19 protein-coding genes are annotated in these 20,696 nt (G+C 70.3%); 9 read left to right on the forward strand and 10 right to left on the reverse strand.

Annotated features, from left to right (window positions below):
* Nucleotides 1-128: 128 nt before the first annotated feature.
* On the reverse strand, nucleotides 129-611 hold the full coding sequence (locus AOK01_RS21055) for a VOC family protein (protein ID WP_055514032.1): 483 nt from the start codon (nucleotides 609-611) through the stop codon (nucleotides 129-131).
* Between the two features lie 209 nt (nucleotides 612-820).
* Between AOK01_RS21055 and AOK01_RS21060 the strand changes: the two genes are divergently transcribed.
* The 3 genes from AOK01_RS21060 (at nucleotide 821) to AOK01_RS21070 (ending at nucleotide 4,492) form a co-directional block, all read left to right on the forward strand.
* Nucleotides 821-2,098, forward strand: coding sequence for an epoxide hydrolase family protein (locus AOK01_RS21060; protein WP_079103616.1), 1,278 nt, complete (start codon nucleotides 821-823; stop codon nucleotides 2,096-2,098).
* Between the two features lie 144 nt (nucleotides 2,099-2,242).
* Complete coding sequence (locus tag AOK01_RS21065) at nucleotides 2,243-3,709, forward strand: FG-GAP-like repeat-containing protein (protein WP_055513988.1); 1,467 nt, start codon at nucleotides 2,243-2,245, stop codon at nucleotides 3,707-3,709.
* Nucleotides 3,710-3,847: 138 nt separating this feature from the next.
* Nucleotides 3,848-4,492, forward strand: a complete 645-nt coding sequence (locus tag AOK01_RS21070) for a class I SAM-dependent DNA methyltransferase (protein ID WP_055513990.1) — start codon at nucleotides 3,848-3,850, stop codon at nucleotides 4,490-4,492.
* Between the two features lie 89 nt (nucleotides 4,493-4,581).
* Here the strand turns inward: AOK01_RS21070 and AOK01_RS21075 are convergent, their stop codons facing one another.
* The gene (locus AOK01_RS21075; RefSeq protein WP_245702335.1) at nucleotides 4,582-5,028 is read right to left on the reverse strand and encodes an ester cyclase; all 447 of its coding nucleotides are present in this window, start codon (nucleotides 5,026-5,028) and stop codon (nucleotides 4,582-4,584) included.
* Between the two features lie 87 nt (nucleotides 5,029-5,115).
* On the opposite strand from AOK01_RS21075, the gene AOK01_RS21080 reads away from it, so the two are divergent.
* The gene (locus AOK01_RS21080; protein WP_055513994.1) at nucleotides 5,116-6,027 is read left to right on the forward strand and encodes a LysR family transcriptional regulator; all 912 of its coding nucleotides are present in this window, start codon (nucleotides 5,116-5,118) and stop codon (nucleotides 6,025-6,027) included.
* Between the two features lie 80 nt (nucleotides 6,028-6,107).
* Here the strand turns inward: AOK01_RS21080 and AOK01_RS21085 are convergent, their stop codons facing one another.
* Both AOK01_RS21085 and mgrA read right to left on the reverse strand, forming a co-directional pair.
* On the reverse strand, nucleotides 6,108-6,518 hold the full coding sequence (locus AOK01_RS21085; protein ID WP_055514034.1) for a hypothetical protein: 411 nt from the start codon (nucleotides 6,516-6,518) through the stop codon (nucleotides 6,108-6,110).
* A 334-nt stretch (nucleotides 6,519-6,852) separates the two neighbouring features.
* Nucleotides 6,853-7,851: an L-glyceraldehyde 3-phosphate reductase gene (mgrA, locus tag AOK01_RS21090; protein ID WP_055513996.1), complete on the reverse strand. Its 999-nt coding sequence runs from the start codon at nucleotides 7,849-7,851 to the stop codon at nucleotides 6,853-6,855.
* Between the two features lie 113 nt (nucleotides 7,852-7,964).
* Here mgrA and AOK01_RS21095 point away from each other — a divergent pair, with 113 nt between their 5' ends.
* Together AOK01_RS21095 and AOK01_RS21100 are read left to right on the forward strand one after the other, a co-directional pair.
* Nucleotides 7,965-8,879, forward strand: coding sequence for a LysR family transcriptional regulator (locus AOK01_RS21095; RefSeq protein WP_055513998.1), 915 nt, complete (start codon nucleotides 7,965-7,967; stop codon nucleotides 8,877-8,879).
* 110 nt (nucleotides 8,880-8,989) lie between these two features.
* On the forward strand, nucleotides 8,990-9,700 hold the full coding sequence (locus AOK01_RS21100) for a dienelactone hydrolase family protein (RefSeq protein ID WP_055514000.1): 711 nt from the start codon (nucleotides 8,990-8,992) through the stop codon (nucleotides 9,698-9,700).
* 95 nt (nucleotides 9,701-9,795) lie between these two features.
* Here the strand turns inward: AOK01_RS21100 and AOK01_RS21105 are convergent, their stop codons facing one another.
* The gene (locus AOK01_RS21105) at nucleotides 9,796-11,181 is read right to left on the reverse strand and encodes a phosphoinositide-specific phospholipase C-related protein (protein WP_055514002.1); all 1,386 of its coding nucleotides are present in this window, start codon (nucleotides 11,179-11,181) and stop codon (nucleotides 9,796-9,798) included.
* 265 nt (nucleotides 11,182-11,446) lie between these two features.
* Between AOK01_RS21105 and AOK01_RS21110 the strand changes: the two genes are divergently transcribed.
* On the forward strand, nucleotides 11,447-11,944 hold the full coding sequence (locus AOK01_RS21110; RefSeq protein WP_055514004.1) for a DUF5709 domain-containing protein: 498 nt from the start codon (nucleotides 11,447-11,449) through the stop codon (nucleotides 11,942-11,944).
* 104 nt (nucleotides 11,945-12,048) lie between these two features.
* Nucleotides 12,049-12,762: a GAF and ANTAR domain-containing protein gene (locus tag AOK01_RS21115; protein WP_107099870.1), complete on the forward strand. Its 714-nt coding sequence runs from the start codon at nucleotides 12,049-12,051 to the stop codon at nucleotides 12,760-12,762.
* A gap of 45 nt (nucleotides 12,763-12,807) precedes the next feature.
* On the opposite strand, the gene AOK01_RS21120 is transcribed toward AOK01_RS21115, so the two are convergent.
* From AOK01_RS21120 to AOK01_RS21130, 3 genes are all read right to left on the reverse strand, one after another.
* Nucleotides 12,808-13,200, reverse strand: a complete 393-nt coding sequence (locus AOK01_RS21120) for a DUF3662 domain-containing protein (protein ID WP_055514037.1) — start codon at nucleotides 13,198-13,200, stop codon at nucleotides 12,808-12,810.
* A gap of 72 nt (nucleotides 13,201-13,272) precedes the next feature.
* Nucleotides 13,273-15,354 (reverse strand): CocE/NonD family hydrolase, encoded by a 2,082-nt coding sequence (locus AOK01_RS21125; protein ID WP_055514008.1) that lies wholly within the window; start codon nucleotides 15,352-15,354, stop codon nucleotides 13,273-13,275.
* A 16-nt stretch (nucleotides 15,355-15,370) separates the two neighbouring features.
* Complete coding sequence (locus tag AOK01_RS21130) at nucleotides 15,371-16,723, reverse strand: ATP-grasp domain-containing protein (RefSeq protein ID WP_245702336.1); 1,353 nt, start codon at nucleotides 16,721-16,723, stop codon at nucleotides 15,371-15,373.
* A gap of 327 nt (nucleotides 16,724-17,050) precedes the next feature.
* Here AOK01_RS21130 and AOK01_RS21135 point away from each other — a divergent pair, with 327 nt between their 5' ends.
* Nucleotides 17,051-18,709: a catalase gene (locus tag AOK01_RS21135; RefSeq protein WP_055514010.1), complete on the forward strand. Its 1,659-nt coding sequence runs from the start codon at nucleotides 17,051-17,053 to the stop codon at nucleotides 18,707-18,709.
* A gap of 74 nt (nucleotides 18,710-18,783) precedes the next feature.
* Here the strand turns inward: AOK01_RS21135 and AOK01_RS21140 are convergent, their stop codons facing one another.
* Together AOK01_RS21140 and AOK01_RS21145 are read right to left on the reverse strand one after the other, a co-directional pair.
* Nucleotides 18,784-19,671 carry a glycoside hydrolase family 19 protein gene (locus tag AOK01_RS21140; RefSeq protein WP_055514012.1) on the reverse strand — a complete coding sequence of 296 codons (888 nt, stop codon included), beginning with the start codon at nucleotides 19,669-19,671 and terminating at the stop codon, nucleotides 18,784-18,786.
* A 215-nt stretch (nucleotides 19,672-19,886) separates the two neighbouring features.
* On the reverse strand, nucleotides 19,887-20,642 hold the full coding sequence (locus AOK01_RS21145) for a nucleotidyltransferase domain-containing protein (protein WP_079103618.1): 756 nt from the start codon (nucleotides 20,640-20,642) through the stop codon (nucleotides 19,887-19,889).
* Nucleotides 20,643-20,696: the final 54 nt, after the last annotated feature.

Consider the following 20,696-nt stretch of genomic DNA (forward strand, 5'->3'; position numbering starts at 1 on the left):
CTGCGACAGAGGTAGCCGTCGTACGGGCCCCCGGCCCGGGGCGGCGGCCGTCGTGCCGCGGCCCGGGGAGGGGGCCGTTGTGCCGCGCCCCGGGCCCGGGGCGGCAGCCGTCATAGGTGGCGGGCACCTCAGTTTCCGGCGTACGCCTTCTCCAGAGCGGCGATGTCGAGCTTGTGCATCTTGAGCATCACGCCCATGGCGCGGCCTGCCTTCTCCTGGTCCGGGTCGCTGATCATCTCGATCAGCCTCGTCGGAACGACCTGCCAGGAGAGGCCGAACCTGTCCTTGACCCAGCCGCAGGGGCCCTGCTCGCCACCGCCGTCGATGAGCGCGTCCGAGTAGAAGTCCACCTCGGCCTGGTCCGCGCAGTCGATCTGGAAGGAGATGGCCTCGGTGAACTTGAACTCCGGGCCGCCGTTCAGCCCGACGAACTTCTGGCCGTTGGCCACGAAGTCGACGGTGACGACGGAACCGGCGGGCCCGGGCCCGGCCTCCGTGGCACGGACGACCTTTCCGAGCTCGGAGTTCTTGAAGACCGAGACGTAGAAGTTCGCCGCCTCCTCGGCCTGGCCGTCGAACCAGAGACACGTGGTGAAACCGTCGGTGCTCATGGGTACCTCCTGGAGCGGAAACGCTGTCACCTGTATCGACTGATCCTCGAACGGAAACTCATCGGTGGCGCGGGCAGCGGTTCCGGACGGGTCGCTTCCGGGCCGGCCGCGTTCGCCGGCGGCGGGGTCGGTCGCGCGCTCCGAAATGGCGGTGACCACGGCTTTTATTCACCTGCCCGGGTCCCGCCACGGAACTAGCATGACCCGCCATGACCGCCAAGACCTCCCCGCACGGTGACAGTGCCGCGCCCATCCTGCCCTTCCGCGTCGACATCCCGCAGGCCGACCTCGACGATCTGCACGCGCGCCTGGACCGCACGCGATGGCCCGACGAACTGCCGGGCGTGGGCTGGGCCCACGGGATTCCGCGCGCCTACCTCAAGGAACTCGTGGAGTACTGGCGGCACTCCTACGACTGGCGCGCGGCGGAGGCGCGGCTCAACGAGTGGCCCCAGTTCACGACGGTCGTCGACGGGGCGAACCTCCACTTCGCGCACATCCGCTCGCCGGAGCCGGACGCGACCCCGCTGGTCATCACGCACGGCTGGCCGGGATCGATCGCCGAATTTCTCGATGTGGTGGGTCCGTTGACCGACCCGCGGGCCCACGGCGGTGATCCCGGGGACGCCTTCCACGTGGTGGTCCCGAGCCTTCCCGGGTTCGGCCTTTCAGGGCCCACGCGGGACACCGGCTGGGAGCACCGCCGGATCGCCGCCGCGTTCGCCGTGCTGATGGACCGGCTCGGCTACCGGCGGTTCGGCGCGCAGGGCGGCGACTGGGGAGCGGCGATCTCCCGCGAGCTGGGCCGTGCCCACCCCGACCGGGTGATCGGCGTCCATCTGAACCTGCTGCCCGGCGCCCACGCCACCACCGAGCCGACTCCTGAGGAGCTGGCCGCGCTGAGCCCCCGGGAACGCGAACGCACCCTCGCCTCGTGGCGGCGCCACCAGGAGTGGACCCGCGAACGCCAGGGGTACGCCGACCTCCAGTCGACCCGGCCGGGGACCCTCGCCTACGGGCTCACGGACTCGCCCGTCGGCCAACTCGCCTGGATCGCCGAGAAGTTCAAGGAGTGGACGGACTCGGAGGAGCGCCCCGAGGACGCGGTCGACCGGGACCAGCTGCTCACCGACGTGATGCTGTACTGGCTCACGGGGACGGCCGGTTCGTCCGCGCGGATCTACTACGAGCGCGCGCACGCGGACGGCGGGGGCGCGCCCGAGCGGCCGTCGGCCGTACCGACCGCGCTCGCCGTCTTCCCCCGGGACAACTTCATTCCGCTGCGGCACCGCGCGGACCGCACGGACACCGTCGTGCGGTGGACCGAGTTCGACCGGGGCGGCCACTTCGCGGCGATGGAGGAGCCGGAGCTGCTCATCGGGGACGTACGAGCCTTCTTCCGCCGGCTGCGGGAAGACGACGGCGGTCGCGGAGACGGCGGCAGTCGGGGAGACGGCGACAGTCGAGGGGGCGGCGGCGGCAACTGACCGTCCCCTTCCGGATGAACGGCGTGGGAACTGCCGTACAACCCTTGGGCACCATGCGGTGTCAAACAGGGCGCCGGACAAGGAACGGGCCCTTTCCGGACACCCCCGCGCTGCCCAGCCGTTCTTCTCGACAGGAGCCGACTCATGCGCAAGAACCGTTCCACAGCACTGGCCGCGGCATCATTTCTCCTGCTGGCGGGGTTGAGCATCGCCACCGCCCCGTCCGCGTACGCCGGAACTCCCGGCAGTACGCACGCCGACGACCGCAACAGCGACTTCAACGGCGACGGGTACGAGGACGTCCTGGTGGGCGCCCCCGGCGCGACCGTCAGCGGCAAGAAGGGCGCGGGACTCGTGACCGTGCAGTACGGCTCGTCGAGGGGCATCGGGACGACCGGCGCCGCCCTCTTCAGCCAGTCCACGGCAGGCATCGCGGGAGCCGCCGAGACGGGAGACGGCTTCGGCAGGGCGGTCGCCACCGGCGACCTGGACGGGGACGGGTACGACGACGCGATCGTCGGCATCCCCGGCGAGGACATCGGGACCGTCGCGGACGCGGGCGGCATCGTGATCCTGTGGGGGGCCAAGGCCGGGCTCACCGGTGCGGCCGGCGACTGGCTCGAAGCGCAGGAGCCCACCGCGGGCGAGCAGTTCGGCGCGGGACTCGCCGCGGCGCACTTCACGAACGACACACCGGGCGACCTGCTGGCGGTCCTCGACCGCGACGAACTGCAGCTCTTCGGCTACGACGCCGCCGCGGCCGGCTCCCTGGAGCGGCGCTCGTCCGCGCGGCTCTCCGCCCGGGCGGAGGAGCGCGACATCCTGCCCAAGTCACTGACCACGGGCGACTACGACGACAACGGGTTCGCGGACCTCGTCGTCTCGGGCGTGACGGCCGGGGACGAGCCCGGTCACGGCTGGTCCTCGTACCTGTCCGGGCACGCGGACGGGCTGACGTACGAGCGGGACGTGCGCGGCGGTCCGGTCGCCGCGTCCGGTGACATCGACAACGACGGGTACGACGACCTGGTGACCGGCGAGCCGAACTCCCCCGACGACGGCGGCGAGACCACGACCGGCGGTGTGGTCGGCGTGCGCTACGGCGGCGAGAGCGGGCCCGCGGACGAGGTCCAGTGGTGGACGCAGGACTCCGCCTCCGTCCCCGGCATCGCCGAGCGTGGTGACGGCTGGGGCACGGACCTGTCCGTGGCGGACACGAACGGGGACGGGTACGCGGACGTGGCGATCGGTGCCGCGGGCGAGGACATCGGCACGGTCGCCGACGCGGGCGCGGTGTGGATCCTGCGCGGGGCGGCCGCCGGCCTGACCGCGACGGGCGCCTCGTCCTGGGACCAGGACTCCGCCGACGTGCCCGGCGTCCCCGAGAAGGGCGACAAGTGGGGCGGCCAGGTCCGTCTCACCGACCCCAACAAGGACGGCCGCTTCGGGCTGCTGGCCTCCGCGCCGGGTGAGAACGCCGGAGACGGGTTCGTCTGGGTGCTGTCGGCCGGCGCGGGCGGCGTGACGGCCTCGGGCTCATGGACGTACGGCGCCGACACCCTCGGCGCGCCGTCCCTGGGCGCCGCTTTCGGCGCGGCGATCGACGAGTAGCCCCCACGTCCCCAGGCACCACGCCCTGCCGCCACAGCGTCCCGGACCGGAGAGGTCACGGCCGCCTCCGGGACGCTGCGGATGTCAACTGCTGGTGTCAGCCGCTGATGTCAGTGGGGCGCACTACGGTACGCACCCATGACCGAACCGGACTTCCTGCGCGCCACCCGAACGGCCTACGACTCATGGGCCGCCCCCTACGCCGAGCTCTTCGCCAACGGTCTGGAGGACTTTCCGCTGGACCGGGCGATGCTCGCCGCGTTCGCCGACTTCGTGCGGGCGGACGGCGGCGGCCCGGTCGCCGACCTCGGCTGCGGTCCGGGCCATGTGACGTCCTTGCTGCACTCGCTCGGCCTGGACGCGTCCGGCGTCGACCTGTCGGCGGAGATGATCGCCATCGCCCGGACGGCGCGTCCGGACCTGCGGTTCGAGGTGGGGTCGATGACCGCGCTGGATCTGGCGGACGGCGGGCTCGGCGGTGTGGTGGCCCGCTACTCGATCATCCACACTCCCCCGGAGCGACTGCCCGGGGTGTGCGCGGAGTTCCACCGCGTACTGGCGCCCGGCGGGCATCTGCTGGTCGCGTTCCAGGCCCACGACGACCCCTCGGAGCTCGCGGAGTCCTTCGACCACAAGGTGGCTCTCGCCTACCGCTGGTCCCCCGACCGGGTGGCCGGCCTGCTGACCGAGGCGGGCTTCACCGAGAAGGCCCGGCTCCATCGGGCCCCGACCGAGTCCGAACGCGCCTTCCCCCAGTGCCACTTGCTGCTCAGCAAGGCCTGAGCCCCACCGAGCCCCCGCCGAGGCACGGCGGACCTCGGCCGACCGGGCGCGTCGCGGGCCGGCGGAGATCGACCGGACAGGCCACGGCACTAGCTTCCTTCGGCGCCCAGTTGGCGCAGCACACTGCGGTTGTCGGTGCGTACCCACTCCTCCACGAGACGTCCCCGGTCGTCGAAGCGGAAGATGTTGAGCAGGTCGAACACGACGCGTTCGCCGTTGGGCGGCAGCGGGCCGGCCGGTGACTGGGTGAACTCGCGCACGAAGGTGCCTTCGATCCAGGTCTGGCAGGCGATGTGGTCGCCTTCGGCCACCACGATGCCGCGCCGGATCGCCCGGTCGTCGAAGGCTTCGCGCACCGACGCGAAGTAGGCGGTGAGCCCGTCGAAGTCGGACTCGAAGCCGTCCGGCCCGTGGAAGCGGAACTTCTCCGTGTCGAAGTACGTCGCGGCCTCGGCCGGGTCCTCGCCCGACACCTCCAGCTCACCGGCCCGGACAAGACGCGCCACCAGTTCGTTTCGAGTGAATTGCTGAGTCATGCCCTCAGCCTGCTCCTCTTCAGCCATGCGGTCCAACGATGATTCGGCACCGTTTCCATGACCAGCGCGCATGTTAGTTTGGGCGCCGTGGCTGAGTTCACCCTTACGGGCCTGCGCATCGTTCACCAGGTCGCGGGCGCGGGGTCGTTCACCCGTGCCGCCGAGCTGCTCGGCTACACCCAGTCGGCCGTCTCCCGCCAGGTCGCCGCCATGGAGGCGGCGGCCGGAGCGCCGATCTTCGACCGCACCCGCCGAGGCGTGGCGCTCACCCCGGCAGGCCAGGTACTCGTCCGGCGCGCGACGGAGATCCTCGCCGACATGGCGGCGACCGAGTGGGAACTGGCAGGCCTGCGCGACCGGCTCGCGGGCCGCCTCACGATCGGCGCCTATCCCACCGCCGTCATGGCGTTGGTCCCACGGGCGATGGCGCAGGTGACCTCCGGCCATCCGGGTCTCGCCGTCGTCCTGGAGGAGGCTTCGACGCCGGCCCTGCTCCGGCGGCTACGGGCGGGGCGTTCGGACGTGGTGGTCATCGGGGTCGGCCACGACCTGCCGGACTACGACCTGGGAGAACTACGGCAGACCACGGTGCTCCAGGGTGATCTTCTGGTGGTCGTCCCCGACACACACCGGTTCGCTCACCTCGACGGCGTCACCGTGCCGGACCTCGCCCAGGAGCACTGGATCGCCGGGGACGGCGCGGCGGGCGAGCCGCAGTTCGGCGCCTGGCCGACCCTGTCGGATCCGCACATCGCCCACACCGCGCGCAGCTGGTCGACACGCCTCGGCCTGGTCGCGGCCGGCCTGGGCATCACGGTCATCCCCGACCTGGCTCTCCCGGCCCTGCCGACGGGCGTACGAACCGTGACAGTCACCAACAGTCACTGGCCCGGCCGCGCGACCGTCGCCGTGACCCGACCGCACCCCTCCCCCCAGGCGCAGGCGATGGTGACAGCGCTGCAGAATCAGGCCGCCCTCCTCCGCGATGCCACCGCATAGCGGAAGCGGCTCGGGCGGACGGGCCGACGACGGGACGCGCCGGATCGGGCGGACGGGGCGAATCAGACGGGCAGGGCGGATCAGGCGGCCGGGGCGGACACGAAGGGCAGGGTCCGCTGCATCCGCAGGGCGTCGACCGACTCCGCGAGCAGTTCGTACTCGGTCGTCTCGTCGCTCGTGACGATGCGCACCAGGTGCCCGGCGGCCAACTCCTCGGCTGTCAGCTCCTGTTGCGCCATGTCGCCGCACCACATGCGCAGCATGCCGGGCACATCGGGGGACGTGCTCGCGACGGGCGCCATCGAGTTCGGCGGGAAGTACGGGGCGTCGGGGTTCGGGTCAAGGCGCTCGGCGATCCAGGACGCCCGCTCCCGTAACCACCACATGGCGAGGGCCAGGGTGGGCGCTCGATAGGTGCCGAGCGGCACGCCGACCCACATTCCGCCGCAGACTCCGTACGCGGTGACGTGGCACAGGAATTCGTCGTGCACGATCACACCCCCATTGCATCCGCTCGCCGCCTGTCGGCCTCTCTTTCCCGCGGCTCGTTCTGCCGTGCACAATGGCGCTGTTCTGAGGCGGTTCCTTCACCTGCCGAATGTTCCTAGCCTTCGAGTATCGCCACTCCTGACACTGTGTCACCATGCCTTTCCAGCCAGTCTCCTGGCATATTCGCGACCTCGATTGGCCGAAATGAGCGGGGCCTCGGACGGTTCGGCATCCGGCGCGGGCCGACGTCATCCCCCTGGCCGGAACGCACGTTGTCCCGCCGGTTCGCACCGGCGGGACAACGTCATGCACGCGGACCGTAGAAGGCCGTGAAGGTCAGGCGGCCGACCCCTGCACGACCGCGTCGATGCGGTCGAGCTCGTCCTGCGAGAACTCCAGGTTGGCCGTGGCCGCCAGGCTGTCCTCCAGCTGCTGCGGGCTGCTCGCGCCGATCAGCGCGGAGGTGACCCGGCCACCGCGCAGCACCCAGGCCAGCGCCAGCTGGGCCAGGGACTGGCCGCGGGACTTGGCGAGGTCGTTCAGGGTGCGCAGGTCGGCGACGAGTTCCTCGGTCAGCTTGTCCGCGCTCAGGAAGGGGCTGTCGCTCGCGGCCCGCGAATCCTCCGGGATGCCGTCCAGGTAGCGGCCCGTGAGCAGGCCCTGCTCCAGCGGCGAGTAGGCGATGGACCCGATCTCCAGCTCGTCGAGCGTGTCCAGGAGCCCGTCCTCGGGGCGCCGGTCGAGCATCGAGTAGCGCGGCTGGTGGATGAGGAGCGGGGTGCCCAGTTCGCCGAGGATCCGGGCGGCCTCACGGGTCTGCTCCGGCGAGTAGTTCGAGACGCCGACGTACAGCGCCTTGCCCTGCTGGACGGCCGTGTGCAGGGCGCCCATCGTCTCCTCAAGGGGAGTCTCCGGGTCGGGGCGGTGCGAGTAGAAGATGTCGACGTAGTCGAGGCCCATGCGGCCCAGGCTCTGGTCGAGCGAGGACAGCAGGTACTTGCGGGAGCCCCACTCCCCGTACGGGCCCGGCCACATCAGATAGCCGGCCTTGCTGGAGATGACCAGCTCGTCGCGGTACGGCGTGAAGTCCGCCTTCAGGGCCTCACCGAGGGCCGACTCGGCGGCGCCGGGCGGGGGCCCGTAGTTGTTGGCCAGGTCGAAGTGCGTGACGCCCAGGTCGAACGCTCGCCGCAGGATCGCGCGCTGGGTGTCCACCGGCCGGTCGGGGCCGAAGTTGTGCCACAGCCCCAGGGAGAGGGCGGGCAGCTTCAGGCCGCTGCGTCCGGTGCGCCGGTAGGGCATGTCCGCGTAGCGGTCGGTGTGTGCGGTGTACAACGCGTTCTCCAGAGGGATCGGTACGGAGTGGACCGGTGTCCACTCTCGCCTGCCCGGCGGGCAGCGGTCCAACAGGAGAATCGGATGGGATTCAGCGGATACGCTTCTCAATCATGGAATTGCGCCACCTTCAGCACTTCGTCGCGGTCGCCGAGGACCAGCACTTCACCCGGGCAGCGGAACGCCTCATGGTGTCGCAGTCCGGCCTGTCCGCCTCCATCCGTGCGCTGGAGCGCGAGCTGCGCGCCCCGCTGTTCGTCCGCACCACCCGCCGCGTCACGCTCACCGAGGCCGGGCGGGCCCTGCTGACCGAGGCGGAGCGCATCCTGGCCCAGGTCCGGGCGGCCCACGACGCGGTGGCCGCCGTACAGGGCGTGCTGCGCGGCACGCTCTCGCTGGGCACCGAGCAGTGCATCGCCGGCGTGCACGTGGCCCCGTTGCTGGCCGCGTTCCGAAGGCAGCATCCGGACGTGGAGATCAGGCTGCGCCAGGCCGGCTCGGGGGCGCTCGCCGAGGACGTCGCCGCGGGCCGTCTCGACCTGGCGTTCGCTGTGACGACCCGCGCCGACACGGAGCAGCTGCGCTGTCTGCCCCTGACCCGGGAGCCGATGACCGTCGTCTGCCATCCCTCGCACCGTCTTGCGGGCGGCGGGCCGGTCACCCCGTACGAGCTGGGCGGCGAGGCCTTCGTCGACTTCCACCCCGACTGGGGGCCGCGCCGCACCACGGACGCGGCCTTCGCGGCGGCGCGCGTGCACCGCACGGTCGCCCTGGAGGTCAATGACGTGCACAGCCTGCTCGACCTCGTCGAGGAGGGCCTCGGCATCGCCGTCGTACCGCGCCACTTCGCCCACAAACGACCGGCCCTGCCGGCGCTCCCGCTCAAGGCCGACACCGAGACCCCGTACGAGACCGTCGCGATGCTCCCGCCGCCGGAGGCGACCAGTCCGGCGGCGCGAGCCTTCATGTCCCTGCTCGAAACGGGGGACCTGGCACCGCCTCGGACGGACGAGGCTCAGCACTCCTGACCCGCCCCGGCCCCGCCGGGGCGGCCGACTCCGGCAAGGGGCCGTTTGGCCACACGGCGTCCGCCTCCTGCATGCTGGGAGGCAAGATCAAGCGACAGGAGTGACACATCATGTCCGAGACGCCCAGGTCGACCGGGGCACCCGCCCACCAGAACGTCACCTTCCCCAGCGGCGGCACCACCGCGCACGGTTACCTGGCACTGCCACCGGCCGGACGAGGGCCCGGTGTCATCGTGATCCAGGAGTGGTGGGGGCTCACCGACCACATCGCCGACGTCACCGAGCGCCTGGCGAAGGAGGGCTTCGTGGCGCTGGCCCCGGATCTGTACGGCGGCAACGTCGCCCACGAGAGCTCCGAGGCGCTCCGCATGATGCAGGAGCTGCCCGTCGCGCGCGGCGTCGAGCTGCTGTCGGGCGCCGTCGACCATCTGCTGGCGATGCCGGAGGTCACGTCCGAGACCGTCGGCTCGGTCGGCTTCTGCATGGGAGGCGGCTTCGTCCTCTACCAGGCGGCCACCGATCCACGCGTCCGCGCCGCCGTTCCCTTCTACGGCGTCATCCAGGGCGAGGCCCCCGACTTCTCCGGCCTGAAGGCCCAGATCCTCGGCCACTACGGCGAGCGCGACACCGGCGTCCCCGTCGACTCCCTCGCTCCTCTCGCCGAGACGATCCGCGAGCAGTCCGGCATCACCCCGGACTTCCGCGTCTACCCGGCCGACCACGCCTTCTTCAACGACACCCGCCCGGAGATCCACGACCCCGAGTCGTCGGCCCAGGCCTGGCAGAGCACCGTCGAGTTCCTGCACGCCCAACTGGGCTGAGCGCACGGGCTGTTGAGGTGCCCGTACCCGCCGCTTCCCCCGGTACGGCTACGGGAAGCAGCGGGTACGGGTTCGGGATCAGTACGGGTACGGCGTCAGTACGTGTACGTGTTCAGCGTCGCCACCGCCGAGGCGGGTGAGCCGAGGTCGTACCGGTCCACCGCCAGGAAGTTGGGCTTCTTGCGGGCCGCGGGCTGGCAGAACCGCTGGGCCCGGTCGGTGAGTTTGGTGTTGTCGGTGGTGGCGGTCGAGGCGATCGCCGCGTCACGGAAGTGGTTCATCACGAAGAGCGGGCGGAAGGGCGGCGCCGCGGCCGTGAGGGGCACGTTCGTGTTGGCGTCGTACCAGCGGCTGTAGCAGGACCAGTCGGAGCTTCCCAGGCCCGAGCCCATGGACCAGTAGTTCTCGACGGTCCACTCCCGCTGGTACATGACTCCGAAGCTGTCACGGGTGAGCCCGGCCGACTCGTCGGCCGAACGGCTGTGGTCGGTGAAGAGGAGCAGCCGGTCACCCGCGGCGGTCAGGTCCGCCAGCCGCGGCCAGCCGTTCGCGCGTACGCCGGTCCGGTCCGGGCGGTAGAGAACGTCGGACAGGCCGTTCACCCGGGCCAGTTCACTGCGCAGGACGCCCGGGTCGACATAGTCCTCCAGGAACACGGTGACGATTTCGTTCGGGTTCTGCCGGAGGAAGTCGACCATGCGCTGGATGTCCACCCACAGCGCCACCGGCCTGCTGACGAGGGTGCAGCTGTTGTGGCAGAGGATCGCGCCGTCGGACGTCTGGTGGATGTCCAGCATGAAACCGCGTACGCCGTCGGCGAGTTGCTGGTTGATGCCACGGCTCTGGTTCGGGACCAGGTTGACGAAGGGCGGCGCGAAACCGCCGTCGACGCCGTTCGCGTAGGCGTTGTGCGCGGTGAGGAACGTGACCTGGTCCAGGGTGCGTTGGTCCCCGGACGGCATCGGGGAGGTCGGCGACGCCACCGGAGTCAGGTACCAGGCCGCGGGGTCGCCCGCCGCGCCGACGACCAGCTGCGCAGGGTAGTTGGCGCCGGAGGCCTTCGCCCCGACGGTCAGGTACTGGTCGGCGCCCGGCACTTTGAGCCGGTAGCGGTCGGTGCCCGCCGACGTGATCTCCCACGAGGCGTCGGCGCCCGCGCAGGCCACGGTTCTCGCCTGGCCACCCGCCCGGCCGAGGCAGCTGCCCGCCGTGTCGGTGCTCTCCAGGACGTACGACGCGCCACTGGACCGGAGCGTCCACTGCTGGCGGTCCTCGTTGCCCTTGGGGTTGCGCTGGACGACCGCTCCCCCGCTGTCGGCGGCGTTCAGGCCGGTGACAGCGCTCTGTACGTAGAACACTCCGGACGCCGGCACCTCCGCCGCGCGGGCGGTGGGAGCGGCCAGGGCTGTGGGAGCGGCCAGGGCGGTGGTCAGTGCCGCTCCGGCGGCGGTGAGTGCGAGCAGGGGGCGGTGTCTCCGCATGGCGGTCGGGTCCCTTCGGCAGCGCGGCGTCGCCTGATCGGCGGCCGGAAAAGTGGGGGGGTCTGCGCGGGACACTCAACCGGCTTGGTATGTACCGGTCAATACCGCGAGCTTGCCGGGTGCCGTCGCGGTGCCGTCGCGGCGATGACGCCGGATCGCCGGAAGCCACCGGGAGAGCATGCTCCGGTGTTTCACGGGGCGCGTGCCGGGCACCGCGATAGTCCTACGAGGAGCGCGAAGCGATCACCGGGCCAGGAGGCCGAACATGAGCGACGACAGCATGGCGGACGACGCCTACCAGCCCACGGGAACCAACGAGGAGCAGGAGGACGCCTCCCCACTGGACCTCCAGGACGCGCTGGACGAACGTACGTACGACGACGTGCTCGACGAGGGCTACTCCCCGCCCGAGAAACCGCTGGGTGTCACCAAGCCCGGTACCACGGCCGCCGAGCAGCACGAGGGCGAGAGCCTGGACGAGAGGCTGCGCCAGGAAGCCCCGGACGAGGAGGCCCCGCCCGGCGACGGCATCGGTGACCTGCCCTACGGCGAGGGCGAGGCGGTCGACCCCGAGGCCGGGACGGAGCGCGCGGGCCGTCTGGTGGCGCCGGACGAGGGCGCGCACTCGGACACGACCAAGGAGGTCATCGCCTCCGACATGGGCATCGACGGCGGAGCGGCGGGCGCCGAGGAGGCCGCGGTCCACGTCGTGCCGGAGGAGGAGATGCCTCCGGCTCCTCCGTCGCCCCAGCGGGAGGACTGACACTCAGGACTGACCTCCGACCGGCAGGTACATGGACCGGCGAGGCAAGCGGGACAGTGGGACGGGCGGACAGGCGGGACAGGCGGGACAGGACGGAGGATCCGATGGGTGCACGACGACCCTCGGTGGCGGCGCAGGCGGTGTCGGAGGCCGCCCGTCACGCGGAGGCCGCCGAGTTGCCGCGTACCCTCTGCGACGCGGCGTGTGACGTCCTGGCCGTCGAGGGCGCCACCTTGTCCCTGTTCACCGACACTCCTGCCCGGCAGCTGCTGTGCGCGTCCAACGACACGGCTCTGCGCCTTGAGGAGATCCAGTTCACCGTGGCGGAAGGCCCCTGTATCGCCGCCGCCTCCGAAGGCGTTCCGGCCGTGGCGAGCGGCCTGCGGGAGCACGTCACGCCCTGGCCCTTCTTCGGCGCGACCGTCGTCGAGCAGCTTCCCGAGGTGGGCGCCGTCTGCGCGTTCCCCCTGCGGATCGTCGACCAGACGCTCGGCTCGATGGAGCTCTTCACCCGCGCCGACGACGGCCTCGACGCGTCGTCCCTGGACGCGGGCTCCCAGGTCGCCGACGCCGTGGCGAAGGCCCTGCTTCCGGCGCACGGCGAACTCTTCGACAGCTCCGTGTCCCCCCAGTGGCAGCCCACGGATGTCGTACGCGCCCACTGGTCCTCGACCCATCAGGCCATCGGGGTCGTCGCAGCCCGCTTCGGCCTGAGCGTCGACGGTGCTCTCGCCACGATGCGGGCGGAGGCGTTCCGGACGGGGCAGACCCTCGCGGAGATCACCGCGACCGTCCTCAAACGCCCGCCCCGTCCGTGACCGGTCCGGTCAGTGCCGGAATCGATGCAGGAATCAGCGCCGCAATCAGCGCAGGAAGCCGCCGGCCCGCACATGCTTCATGACATGGCTCGCCACCCGGTACCGGCCGTTGGGCACGTCGCGGGACTTGCTGACGTGCACCGCGAGCGGGCCGGCCCATTCGTAGCCCCGCCGCTCGCCGTGGCGCAGCAGGCTGTCGGTGAGCACCTGGTCGACGCGGCCGCCGTTGCGCTCAAGTTCCTCGTGGGCGAACTCGGCCAGTTCGACGTCGTAGGCATTGGGGACGACGGTCCGGTTCTCGCTGCAGACGACGATGTTGTCGTCGCATTCCTTGCGCAGGGCCTCGACCAGTTCGACCGGTTCCTTGTGGCGGAACCGGTCGAGCAGAGACTCTCCGAACCGTTCCAGTGTTCGTTCCAGACCAGTGAGTGCACTCACGCCCTGCATCCCTCATTTCCTTCGCGTACGGATGTTCGGCTCGGGTGTTCAGCTCGGGTGTTCGGTTCTTCTCTAGAGCAGGTCCCTCGGCACGGTCTCGTTCCACGTGCGGGAGAAGACCCGGCGCTCGCCCTCGTAGCCGTCCAGGGTGGCGTCGACGAAGAAGTCCCGTTCGTCGCAGCTCAGCCGGGTGCAGGTCACCACGCGGACCTCCCAGTCGGCGCGCCGGAAGCGCATGGTCCAGGTCGACTCGCCGGTGGCCGAGGTGAAGTCGTCGGCGACGGAGGTGTAGCGCTCGTAGGCGCGGCGGCCGACGTCGAGACCGATCTCGTCGAAGTGGACGAGTCCCTGGTCCTTCACGATCTCCAGTTCGGCGCGGTAGCCGACCATGTCGCGCTTCACCTCCCAGCGTCCCTCCGGGGCGGTCAGCCGGGTCGCCTTCAGCGGGGGCGTGCTCTCGGGCTCCTCGAACGGGTTCGCCACCACATGGTCCGGTTCCTCCGTCGGGCGGACGGGGAGCGTGAGGGTGCTGGTGCCCTCGTACACGCTGAGCAGCGCCGGCTCGGGGGGCGGCCAGGCGAGCGGCCAGTACGAGGTGGACAGCGAGAGACGCACCCGGTGTCCGGGCGGGAACGCCTGCGCCACGCCGTTGAGCTGGACGGTCGCGCGGCAGCGTGCACCCGGCTCCAGCGGCTGGGGGTTCTCGGTGCTCTCTCGCCGGGTGATGTTGAGCAGGCCGTAGGTGACGCGGGTGGCGGCGCCTTCCGGGCTCACGTCGGACAGACGCGCGGCCACCATCGCCACCGGCCGGTCGGCCGCGAGGTCGAGTTCCACGGTCGGCGAGCCGAGGATCTCCAGCCGTTCGGTCAGCGGCTCGGTCTCGAAGACGAGGGAGCCGCCGTCCTCCTCGCGCTGGTCGTACGGCAGGTCAGGGGGCGCGTTGTAGGAGGCCCACTTGCCGGCGAACTGGCCGACGGACAGGGGCGACCGTACGGTCATGGCGGCCCCGTCACCCACTGTCCCTCCACCGGTTGTTCCGTCACCGGCTGCCGCGTCGCCGCCCTCGCCGTCGGCCTCGCCGGGAGTACCGATCCGGTGCCGGGTCAGCGGGTACCTGACGGGGCGGATGTGCGGCGACGGCCAGGTGGGTTCCGCGACCCAGCGGCCCGGGCGCTCCTCGTACGCGGTGGACGGGGGCATGCTGTCCTGCATCCAGGTGTGCAGCATGGGGCCGTCCATGACGCCGTTGTCGACGCCCTTGAGCCAGTGGTCCCACCACCGCACCACCTCCTGGAGATAGCCGATGGCGGGGCCGGGCTCTCCGAGGTGCGGAAACTTGTGCGACCAGGGGCCGATCAGTCCCTTGCGGGGCACGTCCAGATGGCCGAGCAGCCGGGTCACGGCGTTGGAGTAGCCGTCCGCCCAGCCGCTGGAGGCGAGGACGGGGCACTGTACGGCCTGGTAGTCCTCGGAGACCGAGGCGTGGCGCCAGTAGTCGTCACGGCGCTGGTGGCGCAGCCACGGCAGGACCCAGGGGCCGGTGTTCTCCAGGCGTTCGTGCCACATCTCGCGCCAGCGGTCGCCGACCACGGCGGGGTCGGGCGGACAGGTGGCGTAGGCGAACATGGTGCCCGCCTCGGCGAGGTTGTCCGACAGCATGGCGCCGCCCATGTAGTGCATGTCGTCGGCGTGCCGGTCGTCGGTGAAGGACGCGATGACGATCGCACGCAGGCTCGGCGGCTGCCGGGCCGCCACCTGGAGAGCGGCGAAGGCCCCCCACGAGATGCCCATCATGCCGGTGCCGCCGTCGCACCAGGGCTGCTCTGCCAGCCAGGCGAGGACCGCTTCCGCGTCGGCCTGTTCCTGTTCCAGGTACTCGTCCTTCAGCACCCCCTCCGAATCGCCGGTGCCACGCAGGTCGACGCGCACACAGGCATAGCCGTGCCCGGCGATGTAGGGGTGGTGGAGGGAGTCGCGTACGGAGGTGAGGTCGCGTTTGCGGTAGGGGATGTACTCCAGCACCGCGGGCACGGGCTCGTTGTCGGAGGAGGTGGGGCGCCATACACGGGCCGACAGCTGGATGCCGTCGGGCATGGGGATACGGACGTCCTCCTCTTCCTTGATCGCGTACGGCAGATTGCTCACATGACGCATGGGACGGACGTGCTCCTTAGTCGTGCGAGTCGTTAGGGTCGTGCGAGTCGTTGGGGTCGTGCGGTTGTTCCCGGGGGCTCTCGTCGAAGGTGAGTCCCAGTGCGGCCACGCAGTGGTCGTACTTCTTGCGCAGGTCCTCCTCGTCGCTCCCCCCGGTGAAGACGTGCGCCAACTCGTAGCTGTAGCTGTCCTGTTGGGACAGGTCGGAGAGGACTTGCCCCTCCTCGGTGGTGACGTCCACGCGTACGCCGTCGGCCTCGCGCTCGATGCGGGCGAGGTCGTCGGGCGAGGGCACGCCCCGGACCACTCCGTCGGTGAACCAGCGGTAGTACCACTTCGCGGCCATCGCGTACGGGCCCTGCCGCCGCGGCATGCGGGGGTCCTCGCCGAGGGCGAGGCGGACCATGCTGTGGTGGTTGGGCACGCCGTCGACGTACTGGAACAGCTCGGCGTGGGACTGGGAGTGCCGGGGGTTGATCTCCAGCAGACTGATCTCCTGGGTCTTCGGGTCGAAGAAGTACTCCACGCTGAAGGTGGCCGGCCCGAAGCCGATCTCGCGCATGACGCGCTCGGTGACGTCGTGCAGCTGGGCGATCACCGGCGGCGGCAGCGTCGAGGGGTACTGGTGGCGCTGGAAACTGGACGTGCCGGGATAGTTGATGGAGTCGAGCACGCCGTAGACGGTCACCTCGCCCTGGTGGACGTACCCCTCGACGGCGACCTGCAGGCCCGTCATCGCCTCTTCGGCGAGGCAGACCTGGGCGCCGACGCCGGCCATCTCGGGTGGCAGCTCGATCCTGTCGAGGATGTACTCGAAGGGACGGCCGACCCGGGTTATTCCCTCGCGTATCTGCCGGACGGCGTCCTGGAACTCGTCCATGTCCTTGACGCCGAAGGCGAGCTCGGAGGAATAGGAGAGCGCGGGCTTGACCCACATCGGGAACCGCACGTTCTCGGGAGGCCGCGGATCGTCGGTGTCCAGGTCGACCCGGCCGAACCGCGGGTGCCTGTCGGTGACCTTCTGCTGTTCCAGCCGGCTCCAGTACTTGTGCTCGCACTTGACCACCGACTCAAGGCTGGTGCTGCGGGTCCCGTAGCGCTCGGCGAGGATCGGCACGAGGGTGCTCGCGGGGAAGTCCCAGTAGGCGACGATCGCGTCGATGCTTCCGTCGAAGGCGTCCAGCGCCGTCCGGGCCCTGTCGAGCAGGTCCGGGACGGACACCTCACCGCGCTGCAGTTCCTCGACCGACAGCAACGGGTGGTAGCGCAGGGACTCGGCACCTGGCACCGCGTTCAGCGTCGGCAGGTTCGCGTCGTCGAGACCCAGCACGAAGACGTGCCTCACATCGGTCGTGCTCTTTTCGGGCACCGGCCACCTTCCAGTTCTTCCTGGGCAGTCTTTCTCGGACATTGCCTCGAACAACGGTTCAAGATCGTCCGAGTACCCCTGAGTGCCCTGACCAACCTTCCGCCGCCTGCCGGGAGCGATCGCGGGTGTGACTCCGACCCACCCGGGACACCCGTGTCGGGGCGGTCGGGCAGCTGTACGGCCCGGCAGCACGCCGGTCCCCGGGCGTGCCGGTAGGGCCCGACGGGGGACCGTACCCGCCGTCAATCCTCAGTCCAGGACATTTGCGGTGGAATATGGGCATAACTTGCTGGAGATTCTCGTGCGACCCCAGAGGAGTGGACGATCGTGACGGACGTATCAGGCACCGGACCGGCCCCGGACGACGACCGGAAAGTACTGACCAACCGGCAGGGGCATCCGGTCTACGACAACCAGAACCAGCGCACCGTGGGGTCCCGAGGACCCGCGACGCTGGAGAACTACCAGTTCCTCGAAAAGATCAGCCACTTCGACCGCGAGCGCATCCCGGAGCGCGTCGTGCACGCCCGCGGGGTGACCGCGTACGGCTACTTCGAGGCGTACGGAGCCTGGGGTGACGAGCCGATCGGCCGCTTCACCCGCGCCAAGCTCTTCGCCGAGCGCGGCAAGCGGACGGACCTGGCCGTTCGCTTCTCCACGGTGATCGGCGGCCGGGACTCCTCCGAGGCGGCACGCGACCCGCGCGGTTTCGCGGTGAAGTTCTACACCGAGGACGGCAACTGGGACATGGTCGGCAACAACCTGGGTGTGTTCTTCATCCGGGACGCGATCAAGTTCCCGGACGTGATCCACGCGCTCAAGCCCGACCCGGTCACCTTCGAACAGCAGCCGCGCCGCATCTTCGACTTCATGTCGCAGACCCCGGAGTCCATGCACATGCTGGTGAACCTCTTCAGCCCGCGTGGCATCCCGGCCGACTACCGCCACATGCAGGGCTTCGGCGTCAACACCTACAAATGGGTCAGCCAGGAGGGCGAAACACGCCTGGTCAAGTTCCACTGGATGCCCAAGCAGGGCGTCCGCAGCATGACGGAGGAGGACGCGGCGAACGTCCAGGCCGAGGGGCTCGGCCACGCCACCAAGGACCTCTACGAGGCGGTGGAACGCGGCGAGTACCCGGAGTGGGAGCTGCTGGTCCAGGTGATGGACGACCACGACCACCCGGAGCTGGACTTCGACCCGCTGGACGACACGAAGACCTGGCCCGAGCAGGACTTCCCGCCGAAGCCGGTCGGCAGGATGGTGCTCGACCGGATGCCGGACAACTACTTCGCGGAGAACGAGCAGATCTCGTTCGGCACCGGTGTCCTGGTGGACGGCCTGGACTTCTCCGACGACAAGATGCTGGTCGGCCGGACCTTCTCCTACAGCGACACGCAGCGCCACCGGGTCGGCCCGAACTATCTCCAGCTCCCCGTGAACCGGGCGAAGAACGCCGAGGTCCGCACGAACCAGCGCGACGGCCAGATGACGTACCACGTGGACGGTGCGGGCGAGAACCCCATCGTCAACTACGAACCGTCGATCACCGGTGGCCTGCGCGAGGGCGAGTACCCGACGCACGACGAGCAGGGCCCGGAGATCCGGGGCCGGCTCACCCGCAAGCGGATCTCCCGCACCAACGACTACCTCCAGGCAGGCCAGCGCTATCTGCTGATGGAGCAGTGGGAGCGGGACGACCTGGTGAAGAACCTGGTCGACCTGCTGTCCCAGTGCGACCGGCCCGTACAGGAGCGGATGGTCTGGCACTTCCTGCTGGTCGAGAACGAGCTCGGCCTGAAGATCGGTGACGGGCTCGGTATCGGCCCCAAGGACGTCGCCGACCTCAAGCCGCTGGCCGGCCAGGACCTGACCGAGGAGGACCGGCGGCGACTCGACAACCTGGGCGAGAACCCGCCCCGGGACGTCACCGGGCTGACCATGACCCACTGCGTCCCCGACACGCGGCACACGGTCACGCGCTGAGGCCCCGGGGCGAGCGACGCCACGGTTCCGCGGCCGGTTCGTGGCCGGCCGCGAAGCCGTGGCCGACGGGGACGTCAGCAGTACAGGTTGTTGCCCGCCGTCGTGCCGAGGATCTGTACGAACCGCTGGTAGCTGTCCACCCGGCTCTGCACCTGGGCCGGGTTCTTGCCGTCGCACTCCACCGAACCGTTGATGGAGCGGATCGTCTGGCCGAAGCCCGCGCTGTTGACCATCGCGTTGTGACTGGTCATGGAGCCGGGGCCGGTCTGCGTGTTCCAGTACCAGAGGCCCGTCTTCCAGGCCACGGCCGCGTCGTTCTGCACGAGCCAGGGGTTGTTCAGGAGGTCGATGCCGAGGGCGTCGCCCGCGGCCTTGTAGTTGAAGTTCCAGCTGAGCTGGATCGGCCCGCGGCCGTAGTACGCGGACTGGCCGGCCGGGCAGCCGTAGGGCTGGCCCCAGTCGCAGTAGTGGGGGTAGTTGGCGGTGTTCTGCTCGACGATGTGGACCAGCCCGCCGGTCTCGTGGTTGACGTTGGCGAGGAAGGCCGCGGCCTCCTGCCTCTTCACCGTGTCGCTGCCCGTGTTCGCGAAGGCCGGGTAGGCGCTCATCGCGGCCTTGAGCCCGCTGTAGGTGTAGAAGGAGTTCCGGCCCGGGAACATCTGGTTGAACTGCGCCTCGCTCACCACGAACCCGGAGGGGTTGGTGGGTCCGTTGTCACAGGCGTACGGCTCCCAGTACCAGGTGCTGATGATGGGGTCGTAGCCCGGGTTGTCGTGCTCGGCGATGTAGGCCTTGCCGTCGGTGTACCGGACGACGTTCCCGGTCACGTAGGACTTGCCGGCCACCCAGCTCGGGTAGCTCGAACAGGCCGCGGCGGACGCGCCCGACGCCGGCAGGAGCACCGGTGCGGCGGTTCCGAGGACGATCGCGGCCACGAACGCAGAGATACGGCGCCTCGACACAGGAGCAACTCCTTCAGCGGAGCACGGCCGCGACCCGTACGCGGGCAGCGCGGAGCAGACCTTGTACGCACAGGCCGGTGACACCGGCCGCGGCGTACGGGGGCGGCCGTGGTGGGGGGTGGAAGCACACTCCACCACCTTGGTCTGGACCAGTCAAGGGTGTAGACCAGTCAACTCACGAGGGCGCCGGACCACTTCGGCTCAGTGGCCCCTTGTCACCGCATCGCGGTGACGAAGTAGTGGGCCCGGACCCGGCGCAGCCATGCCTCGGCGGGTGCCTCGTCGGGCTGTTCCGGCAGGGCGCTGCGGGTCTCGTCGAAGGCCGCCTCGTAGTGCTGGAGCAGGGGCAGTGCGGCCATGGCGTCGGCCGCCACCTGTTCGCCGAAGCGGTGGTACTCATCCGGGTCCTCTACGCGGATGCTCAAGCCGCCGGTGGCGTACAGCTCGAAGCCCTGGTGGCACAGGCGTCGCAGATGCCGGGCGTGTTTGGCGGTCCGTCTGCGGCTGTCCGCGGAGAAGGAGGTGTCCCCGCGGTCGTAGAGCCGCTTGAACTGCTGGGTGGCGTAACCGAGATACGCGTCGCGGACCCGCTTGGCGGAGAGCAGCGTCGTACGGATGCCGATCAGTTCGTCGCCGAGCGGTGTGCGCACCTCGTACAACTCGGCGGGCAGCCAGACCAGTTCGAGCACGGTCGGGTTGCCGCGCAGAGCGAGCCTGCACCACTTGGCCGCTTCGTGGAGCGTGCTGTCGGGCCCGGTCGTGACGTGGGACTCCTTCGGGCCGTGCAGGCCGTGGAGGTCCTCGGTGGGGGCGGCGAACATGCCGAGCCGGTCGACGTCCGAGCCTTCGCGGGCCAGACCGTAGGCGGTCGAGCCGACGATGCCGGACAGCAGGATGTTCTCGGTGGTCACAGCCGTCCGCCTCTCACTCGCCGCCGCCTGCTGCCTGGTGCGAGCCGGGGCGGCTCGCACCAGGTGATCACCTGGAGGGTGACCGCGTACAGCGGTTTTTCGGGGCGCGGGGCG

Source organism: Streptomyces aurantiacus, assembly GCF_001418335.1.
GTDB lineage: Bacteria > Actinomycetota > Actinomycetes > Streptomycetales > Streptomycetaceae > Streptomyces > Streptomyces aurantiacus.